Raw genomic sequence first — 22,307 nt, 5'->3', positions numbered from 1 at the left:
GGAATGATTGAACGCGGTAAATTTCGCTCACTAACGCTGGTCAACTGGAACGGCTTTTTCGCTCGCACCTTCGATCTGGATGAACTGGTTACGACGTTATCCGGCGGTAACGGTGCGGGGAAATCCACCACGATGGCGGCCTTTATTACAGCGCTGATCCCTGACCTGACGCTTCTGCACTTCAGAAACACCACCGAGGCGGGCGCGACCAGCGGTTCACGCGATAAAGGTCTGCACGGTAAATTGCGCGCAGGCGTCTGCTATTCCACGCTGGACGTGGTTAATTCGCGTCATCAACGTGTGCTGGTTGGGGTTCGTCTCCAGCAGGTGGCGGGGCGTGATCGTAAAGTTGATATCAAGCCTTTCACCATTCAGGGATTACCGACGTCCATCCAGCCAACGCAAATCCTGACGCAGGTTGTCGGCGATCGGCAGGCGCGCGTGCTCTCCTTGCAGGAATTGAAAGATCGCGTCGAGGAGATGGAAGGCGTTCAGTTTAAGCAGTTTAACTCTATCACCGACTATCACTCGTTGATGTTTGATCTGGGAGTGGTGCCGCGCCGCCTGCGTTCTGCCTCCGATCGCAGCAAGTTCTATCGTCTGATTGAAGCCTCGCTGTACGGCGGGATTTCCAGTGCGATTACGCGCTCGCTGCGTGACTACCTGTTGCCGGAAAACAGCGGGGTGCGTAAAGCGTTTCAGGATATGGAAGCGGCGCTGCGTGAAAACCGCATGACGCTGGAAGCAATCCGCGTCACCCAGTCCGATCGCGATCTGTTTAAGCATCTGATTTCTGAAGCAACCTCCTATGTCGCTGCTGACTACATGCGGCACGCCAACGAGCGGCGTATTCATCTGGATGGCGCGTTGGAACTGCGTCGTGACCTGTTCTCCAGTCGTAAGCAACTGGCGAGCGAACAGTACCGTCATGTCGAAATGGCGCGGGAACTGGCGGAGCAGAGCGGTGCCGAAGGCGATCTGGAAACCGATTATCAGGCAGCCAGCGATCACCTGAATCTGGTGCAGACCGCCATGCGCCAGCAGGAAAAAATCGAGCGTTATAACGCCGATCTGGAAGAGTTGAGCTACCGCCTCGAAGAACAGAATGAAGTGGTAGAAGAAGCGCGAGAGCAACAGGCAGAAAACGAAGAGCGTGCCGATGCCGCCGAACTGGAAGTGGATGAGCTGAAAAGTCAGCTTGCCGATTATCAGCAAGCGCTGGACGTACAGCAAACGCGAGCCATTCAGTACCAGCAGGCGCAGCAGGCGTTGGAGCGCGCTCGCACGCTGTGCCAGTTGCCGGATTTGACCGCCGATAATGCTGATGAGTGGCTGGACAGCTATCAGGCGAAAGAGCAGGAAGCGACAGAGATTCTGCTGATGTTGGAGCAGAAACTGAGCGTGGCAGAGGCCGCGCACGGTCAGTTCGAACAAGCCTATGAACTGGTGAGCAAGATTGCGGGAGCGGTGAATCGCAATGAGGCCTGGCAGGTCGCTCGCGACCTGCTGCGCGACAGTTCTTCGCAACGCTATCAGGCGGAGCGAGTACAGCCGCTGCGGATGCGTTTGTCGGAACTGGAGCAGCGCCTGCGTGAGCAGCAGGATGCCGAGCGGTTATTGCAGGATTTCAACAAACGCAACGGTCAGGATTATCAACCGGAAGCGTTGGAATCACTCCAGCAAGAACTTGATGCCCGGATCGAAACGCTATCAGCGCTGGTGGCGGAAGCGGGTGAGCGCCGTATGGCGCTGCGTCAGGAGTTGGAGCAAACCCAACAGCGCATTCAGAAGCTGACGGCGCGTGCGCCCGTCTGGCTGGCCGCACAGGAGATGCTGACGCAGTTAAGCGAGCAGAGCGGCGAAACGTTTGAAGATAGCCGTCAGGTGACGGAATGCATGCAGCAACTGCTGGAGCGTGAGCGTGAAACCACGGTGGAACGTGACGATATTGCCTCCCGCAAGCGGCAGGTTGAAGCGCAGATCGAACGGCTGAGTCAGCCCGGTGGTTCCGAAGATCCGCGCCTGAATGCGCTGGCGGAACGCTTTGGCGGCGTGCTGCTGTCTGAAATTTATGATGACGTGACATTGGATGATGCGCCGTACTTCTCTGCGCTGTATGGCCCGTCCCGCCATGCGATAGTGGTCGCCGATCTCTCGTTGGTACGCGATCAACTTGCAGGTCTGGAAGACTGCCCAGAAGATTTGTATCTGATTGAAGGTGATCCGCAGTCGTTTGATGACAGTGTGTTTGCCGTTGAAGAGTTGGAACGCGCTGTGGTCGTGAAAGTGGCGGAGCGCCAGTGGCGTTATTCGCGCTTCCCTGAGGTGCCGCTGTTTGGTCGCGCCGCGCGGGAAATGCGTCTGGAAAGCCTGCGTAATGAACGAGAAGCGCTGGCGGAACAGTACGCGACGCTGTCATTTGACGTGCAGAAAACGCAGCGCTTGCACCAGTCTTTCAGCCGTTTCATCGGAACACATCTGGCTGTTGTTTTTGATGACGATCCTGAAGCAGAAATTCGTACGCTCAGCGCGCGTCGTGGTGAACTGGATCGTGCTATGGCGAGTTTTGATGGTGAAAACCAGCAGCAGCGCCAGCAATATGATCAGGCGAAAGAAGCCAGCGCACAGCTAAATAAACTGATCCCACGTATTAACCTGCTTTGTGATGAGACGTTGCAGGATCGCGTGGAAGAGATTCGTGCGGAGCTGGATGAAACCGAGGAATCTGCCCGCTTCATTCAACAGCACGGGGCGACGCTGACGAAGCTGGAACCGCTGGTTTCTGTCTTGCAAAGCGATCCGCAGCAGCATGAGCAGTTGCAGGAAGATTATACTCAGGCGCAGAACGCACAGCGTCAGGCAAAGCAGCAGGCGTTTGCACTGACTGAGGTGGTACAGCGCCGCGCGCACTTCAGCTATGCCGATTCGGCTGGGATGCTGGGTGAAAATGCGGGTCTGAATGACAAACTGCGCCATCGTTTGGAACAGGCTGAGGCTGAACGGACAAAAGCACGCGAACAGTTACGCCAGCATCAGGCGCAACTGACGCAGTACAGTCAAGTTCAGGCGTCGCTGAGAAGTTCTTACGACGCCAAACAGGATATGCTGAAAGAACTGACGCAGGAGCTTCAGGACATTGGCGTGCGCGCAGATGCAGACGCCGAAGAACGCGCCCGCCAGCGTCGTGATGAATTGCACGCGGCATTAAGCACTAACCGCTCACGCCGTAATCAGTTGGAAAAACAGATTACCTTCTGTGAGGCGGAAATGGACAGCTTGCAGAAGAAATTGCGCAAACTGGAGCGTGATTATCACCAGATGCGCGAACAGGTTGTGACCGCAAAAGCGGGCTGGTGTGCAGTCATGCGATTGGTAAAAGACAACGGCGTCGAGCGTCGTCTGCACCGCCGTGAACTGGCGTATATGGAAGGTGATGAACTGCGCTCCATGTCGGATAAGGCATTGGGTGCGCTGCGTCTGGCGGTAGCGGATAACGAACACCTGCGCGATGTGCTGCGGCTTTCTGAAGATCCGAAACGGCCTGAGCGCAAAATTCAGTTCTACATCGCCGTTTACCAGCATCTGCGCGAGCGTATCCGTCAGGATATTATCCGTACCGATGATCCGGTAGAAGCTATTGAGCAGATGGAAATCGAACTTAACCGCCTGACCGAAGAGTTGACGGCGCGTGAGCAGATGTTGGCGATCAGTTCGCGTAGCGTGGCAAATATCATTCGTAAAACGATCCAGCGTGAGCAAAACCGTATTCGGATGCTGAACCAAGGGCTACAAGCGGTGGCGTTTGGTCAGGTGAAGAGCGTGCGTCTGAACGTCAATGTGCGCGAAACCCATACCACGTTGCTCAACGTGTTGTCCGAGCAGCAGGATATGCATCAGGATCTGTTTAACAGCAACCGTCTGACCTTCTCGGAAGCGCTGGCGAAACTGTATCAGCGCCTGAATCCTGAAATTGATATGGGGCAGCGCACGCCGCAGACCATCGGTGAAGAACTGCTGGATTACCGAAACTACCTTGAGATGGAAGTTGAGGTTAACCGTGGCGCGGATGGTTGGCTGCGAGCGGAAAGTGGGGCGCTGTCTACCGGGGAAGCCATTGGTACTGGGATGTCGATTCTGGTTATGGTGGTACAGAGCTGGGAAGAAGAGTCTAAGCGTCTGCGCGGTAAAGATATTATTCCGTGCCGTCTGCTTTTCCTTGATGAGGCGGCGCGTCTGGATGCCAAATCAATTGCGACGCTATTTGAGCTTTGCGATCGTCTGGAGATGCAGTTAGTCATCGCGGCACCCGAAAATATCAGCCCCGAAAAGGGAACCACCTATAAACTGGTGCGTAAAGTTTATCAGAACAACGAGCATGTCCATGTGGTTGGGCTGCGTGGGTTCGGAACGGAAGGGGCAGAGACGCAGGAGCACGTTTCGTCGCTGTAAATCTTGCTGTTATTTTCCGCTATGCTGATAAAGCCGCTTTTTTAAGCGGCTTTATTTTTGCGCAGAGACACACTGACCGTGAATAAGTTCATCGAACCTGAAAGATAATAATCAGAAGAAGAAGCAAAAATATTTTTCTCTTTATATACTGACGATAAAACGATGGTATGCCACAGGAAGATTCGTGGTTGTACCTTGTAAATGCGCGTGCCGTAATAACGGGTGCTATATAAAAATGATCATATTTCATTCTTTATCGTTTTTTTACGATCGAAAACGAAAGAATGCGCTTACGCTGGTGTGACGGTATACCCGCGAATTCGGTTTGTTATTTCCATGTTCAGCGTGGATTGTCGTGCAAGCATAGTGATTAATGAGTACAGGGGATAAATGGATGTTTTTGTTACATAAGCGAAAAATGGTAAAATTGCTGTTGCGCGTCGGGTGTATTTGGGTCGGAAGCCTGTCTCCTTCGTTTTCGGTGCTGGCGGCATCTCCGACGGTGGTCTCTGACTTGTCACAACGCGCGGGCGTGATTTCTGTAGAAAGTAGTCGTGCGAGGTTGCTGGCAGCGCTGCCACATGGCATGACGGCATATTATCTCTCTGATTTATCATCACTTTATTCCCAGAGTCAGATGCAACCTATGTGGGAAGATAATCGCGCGGTTCAACAGTTTCAACAGCAACTTGCCGAATTAGCGATAGCTGGCGTACAACCACAGTTCACCACCTGGGTAACCTGGCTGACCGACCCGCAATTGACCGGGTTTGCGCGTGATGTCGTGTTATCAGATGCGATGCTAGGGTATTTGCAGTTCGTCTCTGGTGTAGAACGTAACGGTAACGACTGGTTGTACAGCAGTGTACCTTATCGTTTGCAATCGCCTGCGCTTAGTATTGTTTCTCAATGGCAACAAGCTGTGAAATCCGGCACCAGTGCGGCCTATGTCGTTTCACTGAAACCGCAGCATTCGCAATACGCCAAAATGCATGAAGCCTTGAAAACGATGCTGACGGACAACCGCCCGTGGCCGAACCTGAATCTGACGGAGTCTCTGCGCCCGGAGCAGCAGAGCCGTGAACTGGTCGTTTTGCGTGAAATTCTGCAACGTACTGGCATGTTGTCGTCAACGGAGAACATTACGCTGTTTAATGAAAGTACCGCAGCGACGACGGTAGAGACTGGGCAGACTCCGCTGGTCGATAGCGGGACGAGCATAGACGATCGCTACACGGGCGAACTGGTGGAGGCGGTTAAACGTTTCCAGCATTGGCAAGGGTTGGAAGATGACGGTGTTATTGGTAAACGCACGCGCGATTGGCTCAATGTTTCACCCCAAATGCGAGCTACGTTGCTGGCGTTGAATATCCAGCGTCTTCGCCTGTTACCGGATAATGTTCAGACAGGTATTATGGTGAATATCCCCAACTATTCGCTGATCTATTATCAGGATGGTAACGAGCGTTTATCGTCGCGCGTCATTGTCGGACAGCCCAAGCGCAAGACGCCGTTAATGAGCAGCTCGCTGTATAACGTGGTGGTCAATCCACCGTGGAATGTCCCTACTACGCTGACACGTCAGGATATCATCCCTAAAGTGGTACGCGATCCCGGTTATTTACAGCGCCATGGCTACACGGTGTTATCTGACTGGAGCCAGGATGCCGCGGCCATTGACCCTTCAATGATCGATTGGCAAGGGGTGTCGGCGGAGCGTTTCCCCTATCGCCTGCGTCAGGCGCCTGGGGTTAACAATTCGTTAGGACGTTATAAATTCAATATGCCGAACTCAGAGGCGATTTATCTGCATGATACGCCGAATCATAATCTGTTCCAGCGCGACATCCGTGCTTTAAGCTCTGGTTGCGTGCGCGTCAATAAGGCGTCAGAACTGGCTAACCTGCTATTGCAGGATGCGGGATGGAATAACAGTCGCATATCTTCCACCCTGGATCAGGGAAATACGACCTTTGTTTCAATGAAACATCGGATTCCGGTCAATCTCTATTATCTGACCGCGTGGGTAGCTGAAGATGGTCGGCCGCAGTTCCGTACAGATATTTACAATTATGATGATACCGCCCGCGCCGGGACGAAAGTGCTGTCCAAAGCAGGGCTGTTGCTTCAGTAAGTATTGAAAATACGGACATTAGTGGTATTGGTATTTTGTCATTCTGTGGGGGATCGATGCGATCTCCCGCAAACCTGTAAGCAAAGCGGGTTGACTCACTTTTCTCTGGCAGTTAAGGTTCAAGGCGGTGTGTTTTACACCTTCTTTTATACCGTTTTTTAGCCAGGGTACTTGTTCTATGGATCACATTGACAATCATCGCCGTAAGTGGCTTGCACTGGGTGGTGCCGCGTTGGGTATCGCACTGCTTCCCGGTCAGGCATTTGCAACGTTATCTACACCCCGACCACGAATTTTGACGCTGAATAACCTGAACACCGGAGAGCGGCTGAAAACGGAATTCTTTGATGGCAAACGGTATAACAAGTCAGAACTTTCCCGCCTGAATCATTTTTTCCGCGATTATCGTGCGAATAAAGTCAAAACCATTGATCCTCAACTTTTCGATCAACTCTATCGTTTACAGGTGATGCTGGGGACGAACAAGCCCGTGCAGTTGATCTCAGGTTATCGTGCGGTCGATACCAATAATGAATTACGTGCGCACAGCAGAGGGGTAGCAAAGCAGAGCTACCACACGAAAGGGCAGGCGATGGATTTCCACATTGAAGGTGTTCAACTGGCCAACATTCGCAAAGCCGCCATGAAGATGCGTGCTGGTGGCGTTGGCTACTATCCCCGCAGTGATTTTGTTCACATCGATACCGGCCCGGTTCGTAGCTGGTAACTCGCCAGAGCAGTGCGACACTTTTTTGATCCGGCTTGCTAACGTATTGCAGGCCGCTCGGTTTATTCAACATGGAGTGATATGAAATATCAGATTGTCCCAGTGACGGCATTTAGTCAAAACTGCACGTTATTATGGTGTGAAAAAACCAATGAAGCTGCGATTGTCGATCCCGGTGGCGATGCCGAAAAAATCAAACGTGCCGTTGCAGAGGTTGGCGTTACGGTTAAGCAGATTTTGTTAACGCACGGCCATCTGGATCACGTCGGCGCGGCGGCAGAATTGGCTGAGTATTATCAGGTCGCGATTATTGGCCCACAGCGTGAAGATGCTTTCTGGTTGGAAGGGTTACCGGCACAAAGTCGTATGTTTGGTCTGGAAGAGTGTGCGCCACTAACGCCATCGCGCTGGTTACAGGAAGGTGATGAGATCAGCGTGGGAGAGACGACGCTGGCAGTTTTCCACTGTCCTGGTCATACGCCCGGTCATATCGTTTTCTTTGATGCAGAATCGCGTCTGGCACAGGTGGGCGATGTCATTTTCAATGGCGGTGTGGGGCGTACTGATTTTCCTCAAGGGGATCATCAGGCGCTGATGGCATCCATCAAAAATAAGTTGCTGCCGCTGGGTGACGATGTGACCTTTATTCCGGGGCATGGCTCGATGTCAACATTGGGACATGAGCGTAAAACCAACCCTTTCTTACGTGAAGATGCTGCGATTTGGTAGCGAGCGATTCGTAACAGAGTAGAAAAAAGCCGACACACCGTGTTAATGCCGATCGTTTAAAGGTCGAGATACCGGGGGCGACCACGGTGTGAGGTATCCTTGCGGGAACCTCATCACCGTGTTTCCCCCTAAATTCACACTTAAGTGAACAGCATTAGACACATCGTGTCGGCTTTTTTGATCGTAAAACGATCAGAGTACGGCAACAATGGCTTCGCAGAGCGGTGCCATGTTTTCCGGGGTCATTCCCGCAACGTTGATGCGGCCAGAGTTCACCGCATACACGCCGAATTCATCACGCAGACGCAGAACCTGCTCCTTGGTCAAGCCGCTGAATGAGAACATCCCATTCTGGTCGATGATGAAGGAGAAATCCTGGTTCGCGCCTTTTTCCTGCAACGTATTGACGAACAACTGACGCATACGCTGAATGCGCTCACGCATTGCTGTCAGTTCCTGTTCCCAAATTGCCTTCAGCGCGTCGTTGCCCAGAATGGTTGCAACAACGGTCGCGCCGTGTGACGGTGGGTTAGAATAGTTTGCGCGAATAACGGCTTTCACCTGGCTAAATGCCTTGTCTGCCGTTGCGGCATCAGCGGCAACCAGCGTACAGGCACCGACGCGCTCATTGTACAAACCGAAGTTTTTAGAGTACGAGCTGCACACGATCAATTCATCGTGCTGCGCGGCGAAGAGTCGCAGGCCTTCCGCATCTTCTTCGAGGCCACGGGCAAAACCCTGATAGGCGAAGTCAAACAGCGGCAGCCAGCCTTTCGCTACCGACAGTTCGGCCAGCGTAGCCCACTGCTCAGCGGTAGGGTCGATACCGGTTGGGTTATGGCAACAGCCGTGGAACAGCACCACGTCACCCGCCTGTGCCGCGTTCAGGCTGTTTAGCAGGCCATCAAAATCCAGCGCGTGGTTTGCGGCATCGTAATAGTCATATTGGCAGACTTCCAAACCGACAGCAGAAAAAACGTTATTGTGATTTGGCCAGGTTGGGTTGCTGATCCAAATGCGCTTTGCAGATGTTTGATTGGCAATGAAATCCGCCGCAACGCGCAACGCACCCGTTCCGCCTGGGGTTTGCGCTGTACGGGCACGTTTGTCGGTAATGATGGCATTCTGCTTACCAAACAACAGTTCCTGCGTGCACTGACCGAATGCTGGCAGGCCGTCAATGCCCAGATAGTTTTTGGTGGTTTCATTTTCCAGCAGATATTGCTCTGCTTTTTTTACGCTGGTCAGTACCGGAGTCTTACCGGTTTCATCTTTATAGACACCAATACCCAGATTGATTTTATTCGCGCGGTCATCGGCGCGGAAAAGATCGGTCAGCCCGAGAATAGGATCGGCCGGTGCGGCAGAGATATTTTCAAACATTGCCAGAATATTCCATAACTGAGATGAAGTAAGAATTTCCAGAGTACCGTCAGTAAAAGGCTTTGCCAACCGTTGATGTCAAAAAGAAAGGGAAATAATAGTCAGAAGGAGAGAGACGAAATAAAAGACTGGTGAGGCAAGAATAATTGGTGCAGCGTGGTGTAAAGCTGGAACAAAAAACGCGAGAGGCATTTTCGATGTATCTACGATAGCTGATGATGATAGTTGCCTGATGCGCAATAAAAAAGACAGAACCGAAGCTCTGTCTTTTTATGCAATACGAACGATGAGCTCGTTACGTTATGCTGGCAACTTAGAACTGGTAAACAACACCGACGTTTACGACATCATTGTTTTCGATACCATAAGCGTTGTCCTTATCAAGCAGACTGATGTCGTACTCAGCATAAGTAGAGAAGTTTTTGTTGAATGCATAGGTTGCACCAACGCTTGCATATTTCACAGCGTAGTCGTTACGACCCGTGTTGCTAGCAGTTGCGCTATCAACTTTATCTTTACGAGAAACATAAGCTAGAGTTGGCGTCAAACCGAAATCGAAGTTGTATTGAGCAACAACTTCAAAAATTGAACTCTTATCAGCGATACCGTTGCTACCGTTGATTCTGTAGAAGTTATTGGCTTCGCCATAAGTCGCTGCCAGATAAACATTGTTCGCGTCATATTTCAGACCAGTAGACCATACGTCAGCTTTAGCGCCGCCAACAGCACCAGTAGCAACACCTTGTTGTGATGCTGTACGTACATAAGAACCATAAGAAGCAACAACGCCTACACCAATGTCAGACTCATAAGACAGAGAAGTTGACCATGCATCACCGTGGCGACGATCCAACCTGTCAATTGCTACGCCGCTATCATCTTTTTCTTCGTCTTTAGCAACGTATTGCAGGCCGAAACCCAGATTATCAACTAAACCGAACAGGTTAGTAGTACGGTAAGTTGCTGCGTTACCGATACGACCAGTGATAGTATCAGTGATACCGCTGTCGCCACCATTCTCTGGCAGAACATCGGTATAAGCCAGACCGTCATAAGCTACGCCCATGTTACGACCGTAATCGAAAGAACCGAAATCACCAAATTTCAGGCCAGCAAAGGCGTAACGGGTTTTTTCTTTGCCCGCCCCACCATTAAAAGTTTCAGTTGAGTTAGCATCAAAGCTGTATTCAAAACGACCATAACCAGTCAGGTCGTTGGCGATCTGAGTTTCGCCTTTAAAGCCTAGACGTGCATAGGTGTTGTCTGCGTTTTCTTCGCTTTGGTTATTGAAAGTATAGCCAGCATGTACTTTACCAGTCAGATCCAGCTTGTTGCCGTCTTTGTTATAGATTTCAGCAGCGTTGGCTGCGCCAGCGGCTAACAGAGCTGGGATTACTACTGCAAGAATGTTGCGTTTCATCATTATTACCCTCATTGGTGTTATTGAGACACCTGCCACTGCCATAAATAATTCTTTACAGAACTATTCCTGAAAGTTTGGTGTCTTCCTGTGTCTGAACGCAGTTTTCCATTCACTCGCTCGTTAATCCACTCTAAAGATGCTACAAAGTTCGTAATCGAGTAACAAATAGAAATAATATGTATCTAAATGTAAATATCGGGGAACTTTCTGAGGCATAACAAAAATCAAAAAAAAAGAGCCGGAAAATCCGACTCTTCTTTTCTAGATATTTGTTTTACTTATATTAAATTTTTATTTAGAAACTGGCGTTGCGTGGTGTGCGTGGGAAAGGAATCACGTCGCGCACATTCTGTACACCAGTAACATAGGCAATCAATCGTTCAAAACCTAAACCGAAGCCGGAGTGAGGAATCGTACCGTAACGACGTAAATCGCGATACCACCAGTAGTCTTCTTTATTCAGCCCCATCTCTTCCAGACGGCTATCCAACTGCGCCAGACGTTCTTCACGCTGAGAACCGCCAATGATTTCACCGATGCCGGGTGCCAGCACATCCATCGCGGCAACGGTTTTACCGTCTTCGTTCATACGCATATAGAAAGCTTTGATGTCTTTCGGGTAGTTTTTAACCACAACGGGGGCTTTGAAGTGTTGCTCGGCCAGATAACGTTCGTGTTCGGAGGAGAGGTCAACGCCCCAGTAAACGGGGTTCTCGAACTGCTTCCCACAGTTCAGCAGGATCTCAACGGCATCGGTGTAATCTACCTGTGCGAAATCGGAGCTGACGAATTTTTCCAGTCGAGTGATGGCTTCTTTATCGACGCGCTCAGCAAAGAACGCCATATCATCGGCACGCTCGTTCAATACGGCCTGGAAAACATATTTCAGCAGGTTTTCAGCCAGACCCGCGACGTCATCCAGCGTGGCGAACGCGACTTCCGGTTCAATCATCCAGAATTCGGCCAGATGGCGGCTGGTGTTGGAATTTTCCGCGCGGAATGTTGGACCAAAGGTATAGACGTTGGACAGTGCGCAGGCGTAGGTTTCGCCATTCAACTGGCCGGATACCGTCAGGAACGCTTCTTTGCCGAAGAAATCCTCGCTGAAATCTACTTTACCTTGTTCGGTACGCGGCAGGTTTTCCAGATCGAGAGTAGATACGCGGAACATTTCGCCTGCACCTTCGGTGTCGGAGGCGGTAATTAGCGGGGTGGATACCCAGAAGTAACCGTTTTCGTGGAAAAAGCGATGAATCGCCTGTGCCAGCGTATGGCGAACGCGCGCCACGGCACCAATCAGATTCGTGCGCGGGCGTAAGTGTGCCACTTCACGTAGGTATTCGATGCTGTGGCGTTTCGCCGCCATCGGATAGGTATCGGGATCGTCAACCCAGCCGACAACGTTAACCTGAGTCGCTTGCAGCTCGAAGCTCTGACCTTCGCCCGGAGAGGCGACAACATTACCGGTAATTTCAACGGAGCAACCGGTGGTCAGGCGCAGTACGTCATCCTGATAATTGGAGAGATTATTATTAACGACAGCCTGTAACGGATTAAAGCAGGAGCCGTCATAAACGGCGATAAAGGAGATACCGGCTTTAGAATCTCTCCGGGTACGTACCCAGCCGCGCACGGTGACTTCGCTGTCAACGGCGACACGGCCTTGCAGTACATCGACTACAGGCACTACGCTCATAAAATTCTCTCTTTAATTAATCGTGTTTAAGAAATATATCGTGGTTAAAACGCCAAATGGCCCAATCCGAGCCATTTGCTATGTTACTTGCGATGCAACAGGACACAAGCAGAAATCATCGTAATAACGAGAAGTTTTCGCGCATGTGAGTGAATCTGCTGCAAAGTTGGTCAATACCCGTCATACATCACGTTGCATGTGCGATCCGGCCCACTCGCGTGGGCCTCGCCCTAAAGGGCCAACGCTTTGCGTTGTTCAAAACGCTAACGTTTTGTCCTGAAACTCGAATGATTTAGGGTATAAGGAAAGCCTCAACTGGCCTTTTTCACACGGGGTAAGTCAAACGCTTTGCGTAGCTCACACACGAAGTTGTGATCCTGACAGATGGTTTTACCCGGGCTATCAGAAAGCTTTGCCACTGGCTTGCCGTTACATTCCACCAATTTGATGACGATATTCAACGGCTTCACGCTGGGGATATCACACGTCAGGCGTGTGCCCATACCAAATACCAGATTGATGCGCTGCCAGAAATGACGATACAACGCCAGCGCCTTATCCAGATTCAGGTTATCAGAGAAGACCAGCGTTTTGCTCATCGGGTTGATGTTCAGGCGCTGATAATGGGCAATCGCTTTTTCTCCCCAATCGAGCGGATCGCCGGAATCGTGACGCAACCCCTGATAGGCTTCGGCGAATGGTAAATCGAAATCACGCAGGAAGGCATCCATGGTGATGCAATCAGTCAACGCAATCCCCAGATGTGAGGGATATTCACGTAGCCACATGTGTAGCGCGGCGCGTTGGCTGTTCGCCAAGGTTGGGCTAATTTGCTGATGAGCCTGAAACCACTCGTGCGCTTGCGTACCGACAGGCGTGATGCCCAAACGGCGTGCCAGATCATAATTGCTGGTGCCGATGAGGTAAGGAAAGTCAGCTTTCAGCGCCGTAACAATCGTCTGCTGAACATCGCGAGAAAAGCGTCGACGGGTGCCGAAATCCATCAGCTTGAATTGGCTGAGATCCAGCGCCGCGCTGTGCTGGCGAAAGTTCTCCAGTGAGGCAGACAGTTGAGCGACGGCCTGCGCGGCGGTGACGTCGGGGGAACGATGCCGATGTACCACTTCACTGATCACCGCCAGCAGGGGAACTTCCCACAAGATCACTTCACGCCACGGTCCGGTGATGCGGATATCCAGCTTGCCAGCATGATTCTTGATCGAAACTTGCTGTGGGTTGAAACGAAAACTCCGCAACCAGTTGAGATAGTCCTGCTGAAAGAATGGCAGAGAGGCAAGATAGGTAAACTCATCGTCACTCAAGGACAAGAAACGCATCAGGTCAACCTGATGGGCTATCTCATCGGCGTAAACGCCTAATAACTCATCGCCGCGGCAGCGAAATTCTGCCGCAACGTCGACATCATAATAGTGATGATACACGGCCTGTTGCATGTGCAGCTTGTAGGCATCGGTATCCAGCAATGAGTGTAGAATCGGGGAAGTGTGCAAAGTCATAATGCGTTACAGCATCCTCGTGAGATGCATATCCACCATCGGGACAATCAGCAATGTCCGGCCAGTATACCTTGATTATCTATTTATTACATTACGACAACATCGCGAGACGCGCAGGAGTGAAGTAGGATACGGTGATTATCCTCATTATTTTGTCGTGGTAACATTAAGATAACAGGCTTAGACTTGATCTTTGATGCTTATGACGAGGTGGAACTTTATATGAATCAACAGCCGCAAGTAAAATATCGCCATGACTACCGGGCGCCGGATTACACCATTACCGACATTGCATTGGATTTCGATCTCGATGCTGAAAAAACTCGCGTAAAAGCCGTTAGTCAGGTGGTGTTACAGGGGGACGCGGGCGCGCCGTTGAAGCTGGATGGCGAAGGGCTGACGCTGATCGCTCTGAGTGTTGATGGACAACCGTGGACACATTATCAGCAGCAGGATGACGGGTTGCTGCTGACACAATTATCTGCTCGTTTTACGCTCAGTATTGAAACCGAAATCAATCCTGCCGCGAATAGCGCGCTGGAAGGGCTATATCAATCAGGTGAAGCGCTTTGTACGCAGTGTGAGGCCGAAGGGTTCCGCCACATTACCTATTATCTTGACCGGCCGGATGTACTGGCGAAATTCACCACGCGCATTACGGCAGATAAAGCCCGCTATCCTTATTTACTCTCTAACGGTAACCGTATAACGCAAGGGGAGTTGGAGGGCGGGCGTCACTGGATCGAGTGGCAGGATCCGTTCCCCAAACCGGCTTATCTGTTCGCGCTGGTGGCGGGCGATTTTGATGTGCTTCAGGATCGCTTTACGACGCGTTCTGGCCGTGATGTTGCACTCGAACTGTACGTTGACCGCGGCAATCTCGATCGTGCTGGCTGGGCGATGACGTCGCTGAAGAATGCGATGAAGTGGGATGAAGAGCGTTTCGGTCTGGAATACGATCTCGACATTTATATGATCGTCGCCGTTGATTTCTTCAATATGGGCGCGATGGAAAACAAAGGGCTGAACGTATTCAACTCTAAATACGTGCTGGCTAAGGCAGAAACCGCAACGGATAAAGACTATCTGAATATTGAAGCGGTGATCGGCCATGAATATTTCCACAACTGGACGGGCAACCGCGTCACCTGCCGCGACTGGTTCCAGCTAAGCCTGAAAGAAGGGCTAACGGTGTTCCGCGATCAGGAATTTAGTTCCGATTTAGGGTCGCGCCCGGTGAACCGGATTGATAACGTGCGCGTGATGCGTGGTGCCCAGTTTGCCGAAGATGCCAGCCCGATGTCGCATCCGATTCGTCCCGATCAGGTGATCGAGATGAATAACTTCTACACGCTGACGGTGTATGAAAAAGGCTCGGAAGTGATCCGCATGATGCATACCTTATTAGGCGAGGAAAAATTCCAGGCAGGCATCCGTCTGTATTTTGAGCGTCATGACGGTAGCGCGGCGACGTGTGATGACTTTGTGCAGGCGATGGAAGATGCCTCCGATGTCGATCTCACGCAGTTCCGCCGCTGGTACAGCCAATCGGGTACGCCGGTCTTGACCGTGCGTGATGATTACGATCCGCAAACGCAACAATATTTGCTGAGCGTGAGCCAAACAACGCCCGTCGGTGCCGATAAACAGCCAAAATTGCCGTTGCACATCCCGTTGGATATTGAACTGTACACTCCGCAAGGGCAGGTCATCCCGCTCCAGAAAGACGGTCAACTGCTGGCGTCGGTGCTGAATGTGACTGAATCCGAGCAGACGTTTATTTTCGATACGGTTCCTTGCCGCCCGATTCCTTCTTTATTACGTGAATTCTCCGCGCCGGTAAAACTGAACTATGCCTGGAGCGATGAGCAACTGACGTTCCTGATGCGTCATGCGAGCAATGCGTTTTCGCGTTGGGACGCCGCGCAAAGCCTGCTGGCTAACTATATCCGTTTGAACGTTTCTCGCTATCAACAGAAGCAGCCGCTTTCTGTACCGATGCATGTCATCGATGCGTTCCGTGGCGTGCTGTTGGATGAAAAACTGGATCCGATGCTGGCTTCTCAGATTCTGACATTGCCAAGCGAAAATGAGATTGCCGAGCTGTTTGACGTCATCGATCCTACCGCGATCGCGGCCGTTCGTGAGAGCATGACGCGCACGATGGCGCAGGAGATGGCGGATGAGTGGCTAGCGGTATACCACGCGAATCAGGCACCACAATATCGCATTGAGCACGCGGATATGGGTAAACGCGCGCTGCGCAATGTCTGCCTGCACTATCTGGCATTCAGCGATGAAGCGCAGGCCGATAAACTGGTGCAGACGCAGTTTCGTCAGGCAGATAATATGACCGACTCGCTGGCAGCGCTATCCGCCGCGGTGGAGGCGCAGTTGCCAGTGCGTGATGAACTGCTGACGCAGTTTGATAACCGCTGGCATCAGGATGGTTTGGTGATGGATAAATGGTTTGTGCTGCAAGCCACCAGCCCGGCAGCCGATGTGCTGAGCCGCGTGCGTGAACTGCTGCAACACCGTTCATTCAGCCTGAACAACCCTAACCGCCTGCGTTCCTTAGTGGGGGCGTTTGCGGCTGCTAATCCGTCGGCTTTCCATGCCGAAGACGGCAGCGGCTATCGCTTCCTGACAGAGATTCTGAGCGATCTGAACACCCGCAATCCGCAGGTCGCGGCCCGAGTGATCGAACCGTTGATCCGCCTGAAACGCTATGATGCTAAACGTCAGGCGCAAATGCGTCAGGCGCTGGAGCAGTTGAAGACGTTAGAAAATCTGTCTGGCGATCTGTTTGAGAAGATCACTAAGGCGCTGCAAAACTAATCCAGCCACACTTATCCTTCCGTCACACGCGGTATTCTGCCGCGTGTGACATTCTCTCAGGCCATTTCTCCACTTCCGCAAACGTTTTACTTTCCGCAGAGATGGAACTACCATCTCCGACCGTGAGTTAAACCGTAATCCACTATTGCTTACTTTCAGCGTAGGCAAGATACCTTTGCGATAGGGATCTCAGGAGACAATATGTTCTATCCCGTTATCAAAAAAGCCTTGTTTCAGCTCGATCCAGAGCGTGCACATGAGCTGACCTTCCAACAATTACGCCGTATTACCAACACGCCTTTTGAATTTCTCGTCCGTCAGTCCGTTCCGACTAAACCGGTTACCTGCATGGGGCTATCTTTTAAAAACCCACTTGGTCTGGCGGCGGGATTAGATAAAGACGGCGAATGTATTGATGCATTAGGCGCAATGGGATTTGGTTTTATTGAAGTAGGGACGGTAACGCCACGCCCACAATCTGGTAATGATAAACCAAGATTATTCCGCGTAGTGGAAGCGCAAGGGTTGATCAACCGGATGGGCTTCAATAATAAAGGCGTAGATTATCTGGTCGAGAATGTGAAGCAAACGCGCTTTGGCGGTGTATTAGGGATCAACATCGGTAAGAATAAAGATACGCCCGTCGAACAAGGTAAAGACGATTATTTGATCTGCATGGATAAGGTTTATCCGCACGCAGGGTATATCGCGATCAACATTTCTTCACCCAATACACCGGGATTACGTAGCCTGCAATACGGTGAAGCGCTGGACGATCTTTTGCTGGCGATAAAGAACAAACAGGCAGAATTAAAAGAAAAATATCAGAAATATGTTCCCGTGGCGGTAAAGATCGCGCCGGATCTTTCTGAAGAAGAATTGATCCAAATTGCCGATAGTCTGGTGCGTCATCACCTCGATGGGGTGATTGCCACGAATACGACGCTCGATAGAAAATTGATTCAGGGATTAAATCATTGTGGGCAGACGGGGGGATTAAGTGGCCGTCCGTTACAGGCGAGCAGCACGGAAATTATCCGCCGTTTGTCACAGGAGTTAGCGGGTCGTTTACCCATTATTGGCGTTGGCGGAATTGATTCTCTGGTCGCCGCACGCGAAAAAATAGCGGCTGGCGCATCGCTGGTACAGATATATTCCGGTTTTATTTTCCATGGGCCGCGTCTGATTAAAGATATCGTTACACATATTTAGTCCGAAATTCCTTTCATTACTCGCTGGGGGTTTATTTATCCCCCCAGCTAGTCTATATTTTATCCGTTTGCGTAAATAATCTATCAACGGGTGTCTGATGTGCTTACCGCGACGTTTAGGATGATGAACGATTATTGCGGTGTAAGAAAATACAATCAGCCATTTCTGATATTTCTACTATAAAAGCGAAGGGTAAATAATATGAAGTTAAAACCTGACGATAACTGGCGCTGGTATTTTGATACTGAACACGATCGCCTGATGTTAGATCTGGCTAACGGCATGTTATTTCGTTCTCGCTTTCCGTCTAAAATGTTAACGCCGGATGCTTTCAATGAATGTGCATTCTGTGTTGATGATGCCGCGTTATTTTTTACCTATAACGACAAATGCCAGAAAGCGGCGCTGCACCGCGATCTTCAAGGTGAATTAGTGTTAAACGCACTGGTGGCCAGTCGATTCCTCAAACCGTTAATGCCGAAAAGCTGGCATTTTATCCAACAGCCGAATGCCGTGACGTACTCGCCGCAAGCGGGGGATATGGTTCAGGTTCAGCTAACCGAAACCCATGAAACCGCCTGTTTTCTGGTGGCGGAAGCGGGGGATAAAGCCTGCCTTTGTTTGCTGGCGCAAGAACAGTTGTCACTGAGCGGGAAGACGATGGGATTGGGTGATGCCATAAAAATCATGCATGACAGACTTATGCCTGCGGCTGTGCAGAATAGCGCGGAGTGGGAAAGTGTGCGGGGGGAAAGTGCATCCGCATTCGAGTATGCCAAGGTCGTCTAACTCTTGGCATATATCCGTCAGACTTCAAGTTGCCTGTGCGTTGGCTTTTCTTTGGCTATTGCAGAGCAGATGCTTTTCTATTGCAGATGAAGGTCACTCTGTGGAATACAGCTACAGGTAAGAATTTCCCCGTTTGCCCTGATCGCGCTTTGTTTCAGTGGAGAAACGGCTCCGCTCACTAACGTCAATTTACAACACCCACACAGTCCCGCACGACAAGAATAGGGGACTCGAATGCCCTGCTGCTCCAACTGTTCCAGTAAAATCTGCTGATTGTTCCCGGCTAACGCTTTTCCCTGATAATGAAGGGTGACGGCCTGTGCGCTTTTTTCTGGCACACTGAGGCTTTCGACCACCTGACCGGAACCGTAAGGGCGTGGCGGTTTGGTCGCGAGCACTTCAAGCGTGTCGCCGACGCGAATGATGCCCGTGTTTCTCGCCACCAGATTCTGCCCAAAATCCACGTCGCCATTTTCTGCCGTGCGGAATGATTGCAGCGTTGCCAGCGGTTCTCCTGACGGGTGCTTACGGCCGCGTTCAATGCTGACGGTAGTAAAAATACAGCGACTACAGGGTTTGACGACGTCAAAAATCACCTCGCCGATACGAATGGTCTTCCAACCGTCTTCGGCAAAGGCTTCCGCCCCCGTCACTACCAGATTGGGGCGAAACTGTTCGATGTTAATACCGGCAGGGCAACGTTGGCGTAACGCCTGAAATGAAGCATCATTGATTAATAGAAACGGATAACCGTCGGCAAAGGCGAGGGGAACGTCGGGATAATGTTTAACCCGCCGTGACGGCGCATTGCCCACCCAGCGCAATTGGACGGCGCGCTGAAAATAGTGACTTAGCCAGCTATTGATGGCGTCAGGCGCGACGAGTGCCGTAAAGTGTGTTCCCCACACCTCTGTCGGCTGCGGTGCTGCGGTGAAGTCGGCAAAACGAATGCTGGCACTTTGGCTATCGGGTGCGGTAATAAACAGCCCATCGGGTAACAAGGCGGGGGTAAATAACACCATCTGCGGATACTGGCGGGCAGTAATAAAGGTGCCATCAGGCTCCGTAATCATGAAAGCGCGATCGTTAGCTAAACCGCTGGCAGAAGCTACCGCGTGGGACAGTTGCAGCCCCCGCATCGATTTTACCGGATGAATATAAAGCCGCGTTACGCCAATCACTAACCCATTCCTCGCCAAAGTAAAACGGCAACTTTATGACAAGCGTCGCGGATTAGCTATAATGCGCCTCAATTTCTTTTATGAATCTATTTTTTGGTGATAGTGACGACATGAATGCTTTGTTTGCCAGCACGGCGCGGGGACTGGAAGAGTTATTAAAAAGCGAACTCGAATCGTTGGGTGCGCAGTCCTGTACAGTGGTGCAGGGTGGTGTCCATTTTGAGGGTGATAACCGCCTGCTGTACCAGAGCCTGCTGTGGAGCCGTTTGGCGTCGCGCATTCTGCTACCACTGAATGAATTCAAGGTACACAGCGACCTGGATTTGTATCTGGGCGTACAGGCGATTGACTGGTCAACGATCTTTAGTATCGATAAAACCTTTGCCGTGCATTTTACCGGCACCAATGAAGATATCCGCAATAGTCAGTATGGCGCATTAAAAGTTAAAGATGCGATTGTGGATAGTTTCACGCGTAAAACCGGACAGCGGCCCGATGTGGCGAAGCAGCAGCCGGATATTCGTATTAACGTCTTTTTACAGCGTGATACAGCCAGCGTCGCACTGGATTTAAGCGGCGAAGGGCTGCATCAGCGTGGCTATCGCGATCTGGCAGGGTTGGCACCGCTGAAAGAAAATCTGGCGGCGGCGATTGTGTTACGCTCCGGTTGGCAAAACGGGACGCCGCTGGTCGACCCGATGTGTGGTTCCGGTACATTACTGATTGAAGCGGCGATGATGGCTGCCGATCGCGCCCCCGGTTTACACCGTACACACTGGGGATTTAACGCCTGGTTAAAACACGATGCTGAACTATGGCGCGAAGTGACCGCAGAAGCGCAGGTGCGTGCTCGTCAGGGGTTACAGACAACGGACTCACGCTTCTTTGGGTCTGATAACGATCGTCGGGTGATTGATATCGCCAAAGCCAATGCACGCCGCGCAGGCGTTGCTGAACTGATTTCTTTTGGCGTAAAAGATGCCGCACAGCTACAAAATCCGTTGCCGGAAGGCCCGAAAGGCACGGTTATCAGTAACCCACCTTACGGTGAGCGTCTGGAAAGCGAACCCGCGCTGATTGCCTTGCATAATATGCTGGGTCGTAAGATGAAAAGTGATTTTGGCGGCTGGCAACTCTCGCTGTTTAGTGCGTCGCCGGAATTGCTGAGTTGTCTGCAATTGCGTGCGGAACGTCAATTCAAGGCGAAAAATGGCCCGTTGGATTGTGTGCAAAAAAATTATCAGTTGGCGGAAACACAGAGTGAATCTGCGGGGCAAATCGCAGAAGACTTTGCCAACCGCCTGCGTAAAAACCTGCGCAAGCTGGAAAAATGGGCGGCTCAGCAGGGCATTGAATGCTATCGCCTCTATGATGCCGATCTGCCCGAATATAATGTCGCGGTCGATCGCTATGGCAGTTGGGTTGTCGTACAAGAGTATGCGCCGCCGAAAACGGTTGATGCGCAAAAAGCCCGTCAACGCCTGTTTGATGTGATTAACGCGACGCTGAGCGTGCTGGAATTACCCTCGAACCGACTGGTGCTGAAAACCCGTGAACGTCAGAAAGGTAAAAACCAGTATGAAAAACTGGCGCAGAAAGGCGATTTCCTGTTGATGGAAGAGTTTGGTGCCAAACTGTGGGTCAACCTGACCGATTACCTCGATACTGGCTTGTTCCTCGATCACCGTATCGCCCGCAAAATGCTGGGTAAGATGAGCGGCGGCAAAGATTTTCTCAATCTGTTTGCCTATACCGGCACGGCGAGTGTGCACGCCGGATTGGGCGGGGCACGCTCAACGACCACCGTCGATATGTCGCGTACCTATCTGGAATGGGCAGAGAAAAACCTGCGGGTGAATGGCCTGACCGGACGTCAACACCGCTTGATTCAGGCGGATTGCCTGTCATGGCTACATAATGCGAATGAACAGTTCGATGTAATCTTCATCGACCCGCCAACCTTCTCTAACTCCAAACGTATGGAAGAATCGTTTGATGTCCAGCGCGATCATCTGGCGTTGATGAAAGATCTCAAACGCCTGCTGCGCCGTGGCGGCACCATCATGTTCTCGAATAATAAACGCGGCTTCCAGATGGATAGCGCTGGTCTGGCCGCGCTGGGGCTGAACGCGAAAGAAATTACCGCACAGACTCAATCACAGGATTTTGCTCGTAATCGTCAAATTCATAACTGCTGGCTGCTGACGCATGCCGGTGAGGAAAAGTAAC

13 protein-coding genes are annotated in these 22,307 nt (G+C 51.3%); 8 read left to right on the top strand and 5 right to left on the bottom strand.

The window, feature by feature from the left end:
- Positions 1 to 3 precede the first annotated feature (3 nt).
- From mukB to OI69_RS00390, 4 genes are all read left to right on the top strand, one after another.
- Positions 4 to 4,449 carry a chromosome partition protein MukB gene (gene mukB / locus OI69_RS00405; RefSeq protein ID WP_039344502.1) on the top strand — a complete coding sequence of 1,482 codons (4,446 nt, stop codon included), beginning with the start codon at positions 4 to 6 and terminating at the stop codon, positions 4,447 to 4,449.
- Between the two features lie 394 nt (positions 4,450 to 4,843).
- Entirely contained in the window at positions 4,844 to 6,583 is a 1,740-nt protein-coding gene (gene ldtD, locus OI69_RS00400) for a L,D-transpeptidase (protein WP_039344499.1), read from the top strand.
- Between the two features lie 178 nt (positions 6,584 to 6,761).
- Positions 6,762 to 7,310 (top strand): YcbK family protein, encoded by a 549-nt coding sequence (locus OI69_RS00395; protein ID WP_039344496.1) that lies wholly within the window; start codon positions 6,762 to 6,764, stop codon positions 7,308 to 7,310.
- A gap of 81 nt (positions 7,311 to 7,391) precedes the next feature.
- The gene (locus OI69_RS00390) at positions 7,392 to 8,039 is read left to right on the top strand and encodes an MBL fold metallo-hydrolase (protein WP_039344493.1); all 648 of its coding nucleotides are present in this window, start codon (positions 7,392 to 7,394) and stop codon (positions 8,037 to 8,039) included.
- A 192-nt stretch (positions 8,040 to 8,231) separates the two neighbouring features.
- Here the strand turns inward: OI69_RS00390 and OI69_RS00385 are convergent, their stop codons facing one another.
- From OI69_RS00385 to pncB, 4 genes are all read right to left on the bottom strand, one after another.
- Positions 8,232 to 9,422 (bottom strand): amino acid aminotransferase, encoded by a 1,191-nt coding sequence (locus OI69_RS00385; RefSeq protein WP_039344490.1) that lies wholly within the window; start codon positions 9,420 to 9,422, stop codon positions 8,232 to 8,234.
- Positions 9,423 to 9,735: 313 nt separating this feature from the next.
- Positions 9,736 to 10,845 carry a porin gene (locus OI69_RS00380; RefSeq protein WP_039344486.1) on the bottom strand — a complete coding sequence of 370 codons (1,110 nt, stop codon included), beginning with the start codon at positions 10,843 to 10,845 and terminating at the stop codon, positions 9,736 to 9,738.
- Between the two features lie 295 nt (positions 10,846 to 11,140).
- Entirely contained in the window at positions 11,141 to 12,541 is a 1,401-nt protein-coding gene (asnS, locus tag OI69_RS00375) for an asparagine--tRNA ligase (RefSeq protein ID WP_039344483.1), read from the bottom strand.
- A gap of 311 nt (positions 12,542 to 12,852) precedes the next feature.
- Positions 12,853 to 14,058, bottom strand: a complete 1,206-nt coding sequence (gene pncB / locus OI69_RS00370) for a nicotinate phosphoribosyltransferase (RefSeq protein WP_039344481.1) — start codon at positions 14,056 to 14,058, stop codon at positions 12,853 to 12,855.
- A gap of 222 nt (positions 14,059 to 14,280) precedes the next feature.
- On the opposite strand from pncB, the gene pepN reads away from it, so the two are divergent.
- The 3 genes from pepN (at position 14,281) to OI69_RS00355 (ending at position 18,897) form a co-directional block, all read left to right on the top strand.
- Positions 14,281 to 16,896: an aminopeptidase N gene (gene pepN, locus OI69_RS00365; protein ID WP_039344479.1), complete on the top strand. Its 2,616-nt coding sequence runs from the start codon at positions 14,281 to 14,283 to the stop codon at positions 16,894 to 16,896.
- 201 nt (positions 16,897 to 17,097) lie between these two features.
- Complete coding sequence (gene pyrD, locus OI69_RS00360) at positions 17,098 to 18,108, top strand: quinone-dependent dihydroorotate dehydrogenase (protein WP_039344476.1); 1,011 nt, start codon at positions 17,098 to 17,100, stop codon at positions 18,106 to 18,108.
- A 201-nt stretch (positions 18,109 to 18,309) separates the two neighbouring features.
- Complete coding sequence (locus tag OI69_RS00355; RefSeq protein WP_039344473.1) at positions 18,310 to 18,897, top strand: cell division protein ZapC; 588 nt, start codon at positions 18,310 to 18,312, stop codon at positions 18,895 to 18,897.
- A 77-nt stretch (positions 18,898 to 18,974) separates the two neighbouring features.
- Here OI69_RS00355 and OI69_RS00350 read toward each other — a convergent pair whose 3' ends face one another.
- Positions 18,975 to 20,078 (bottom strand): YcbX family protein, encoded by a 1,104-nt coding sequence (locus tag OI69_RS00350; protein WP_039344470.1) that lies wholly within the window; start codon positions 20,076 to 20,078, stop codon positions 18,975 to 18,977.
- Positions 20,079 to 20,188: 110 nt separating this feature from the next.
- Between OI69_RS00350 and rlmKL the strand changes: the two genes are divergently transcribed.
- Positions 20,189 to 22,306, top strand: a complete 2,118-nt coding sequence (rlmKL, locus tag OI69_RS00345; RefSeq protein ID WP_039344640.1) for a bifunctional 23S rRNA (guanine(2069)-N(7))-methyltransferase RlmK/23S rRNA (guanine(2445)-N(2))-methyltransferase RlmL — start codon at positions 20,189 to 20,191, stop codon at positions 22,304 to 22,306.
- Position 22,307 lies beyond the last annotated feature (1 nt).

It is taken from the genome of Pectobacterium fontis, from assembly GCF_000803215.1.
Classification (GTDB): Bacteria; Pseudomonadota; Gammaproteobacteria; order Enterobacterales; family Enterobacteriaceae; genus Pectobacterium; species Pectobacterium fontis.
The sequence above is the reverse complement of the archived record's forward strand: the minus strand, read 5'-3'. Positions and strand labels throughout refer to the sequence as shown.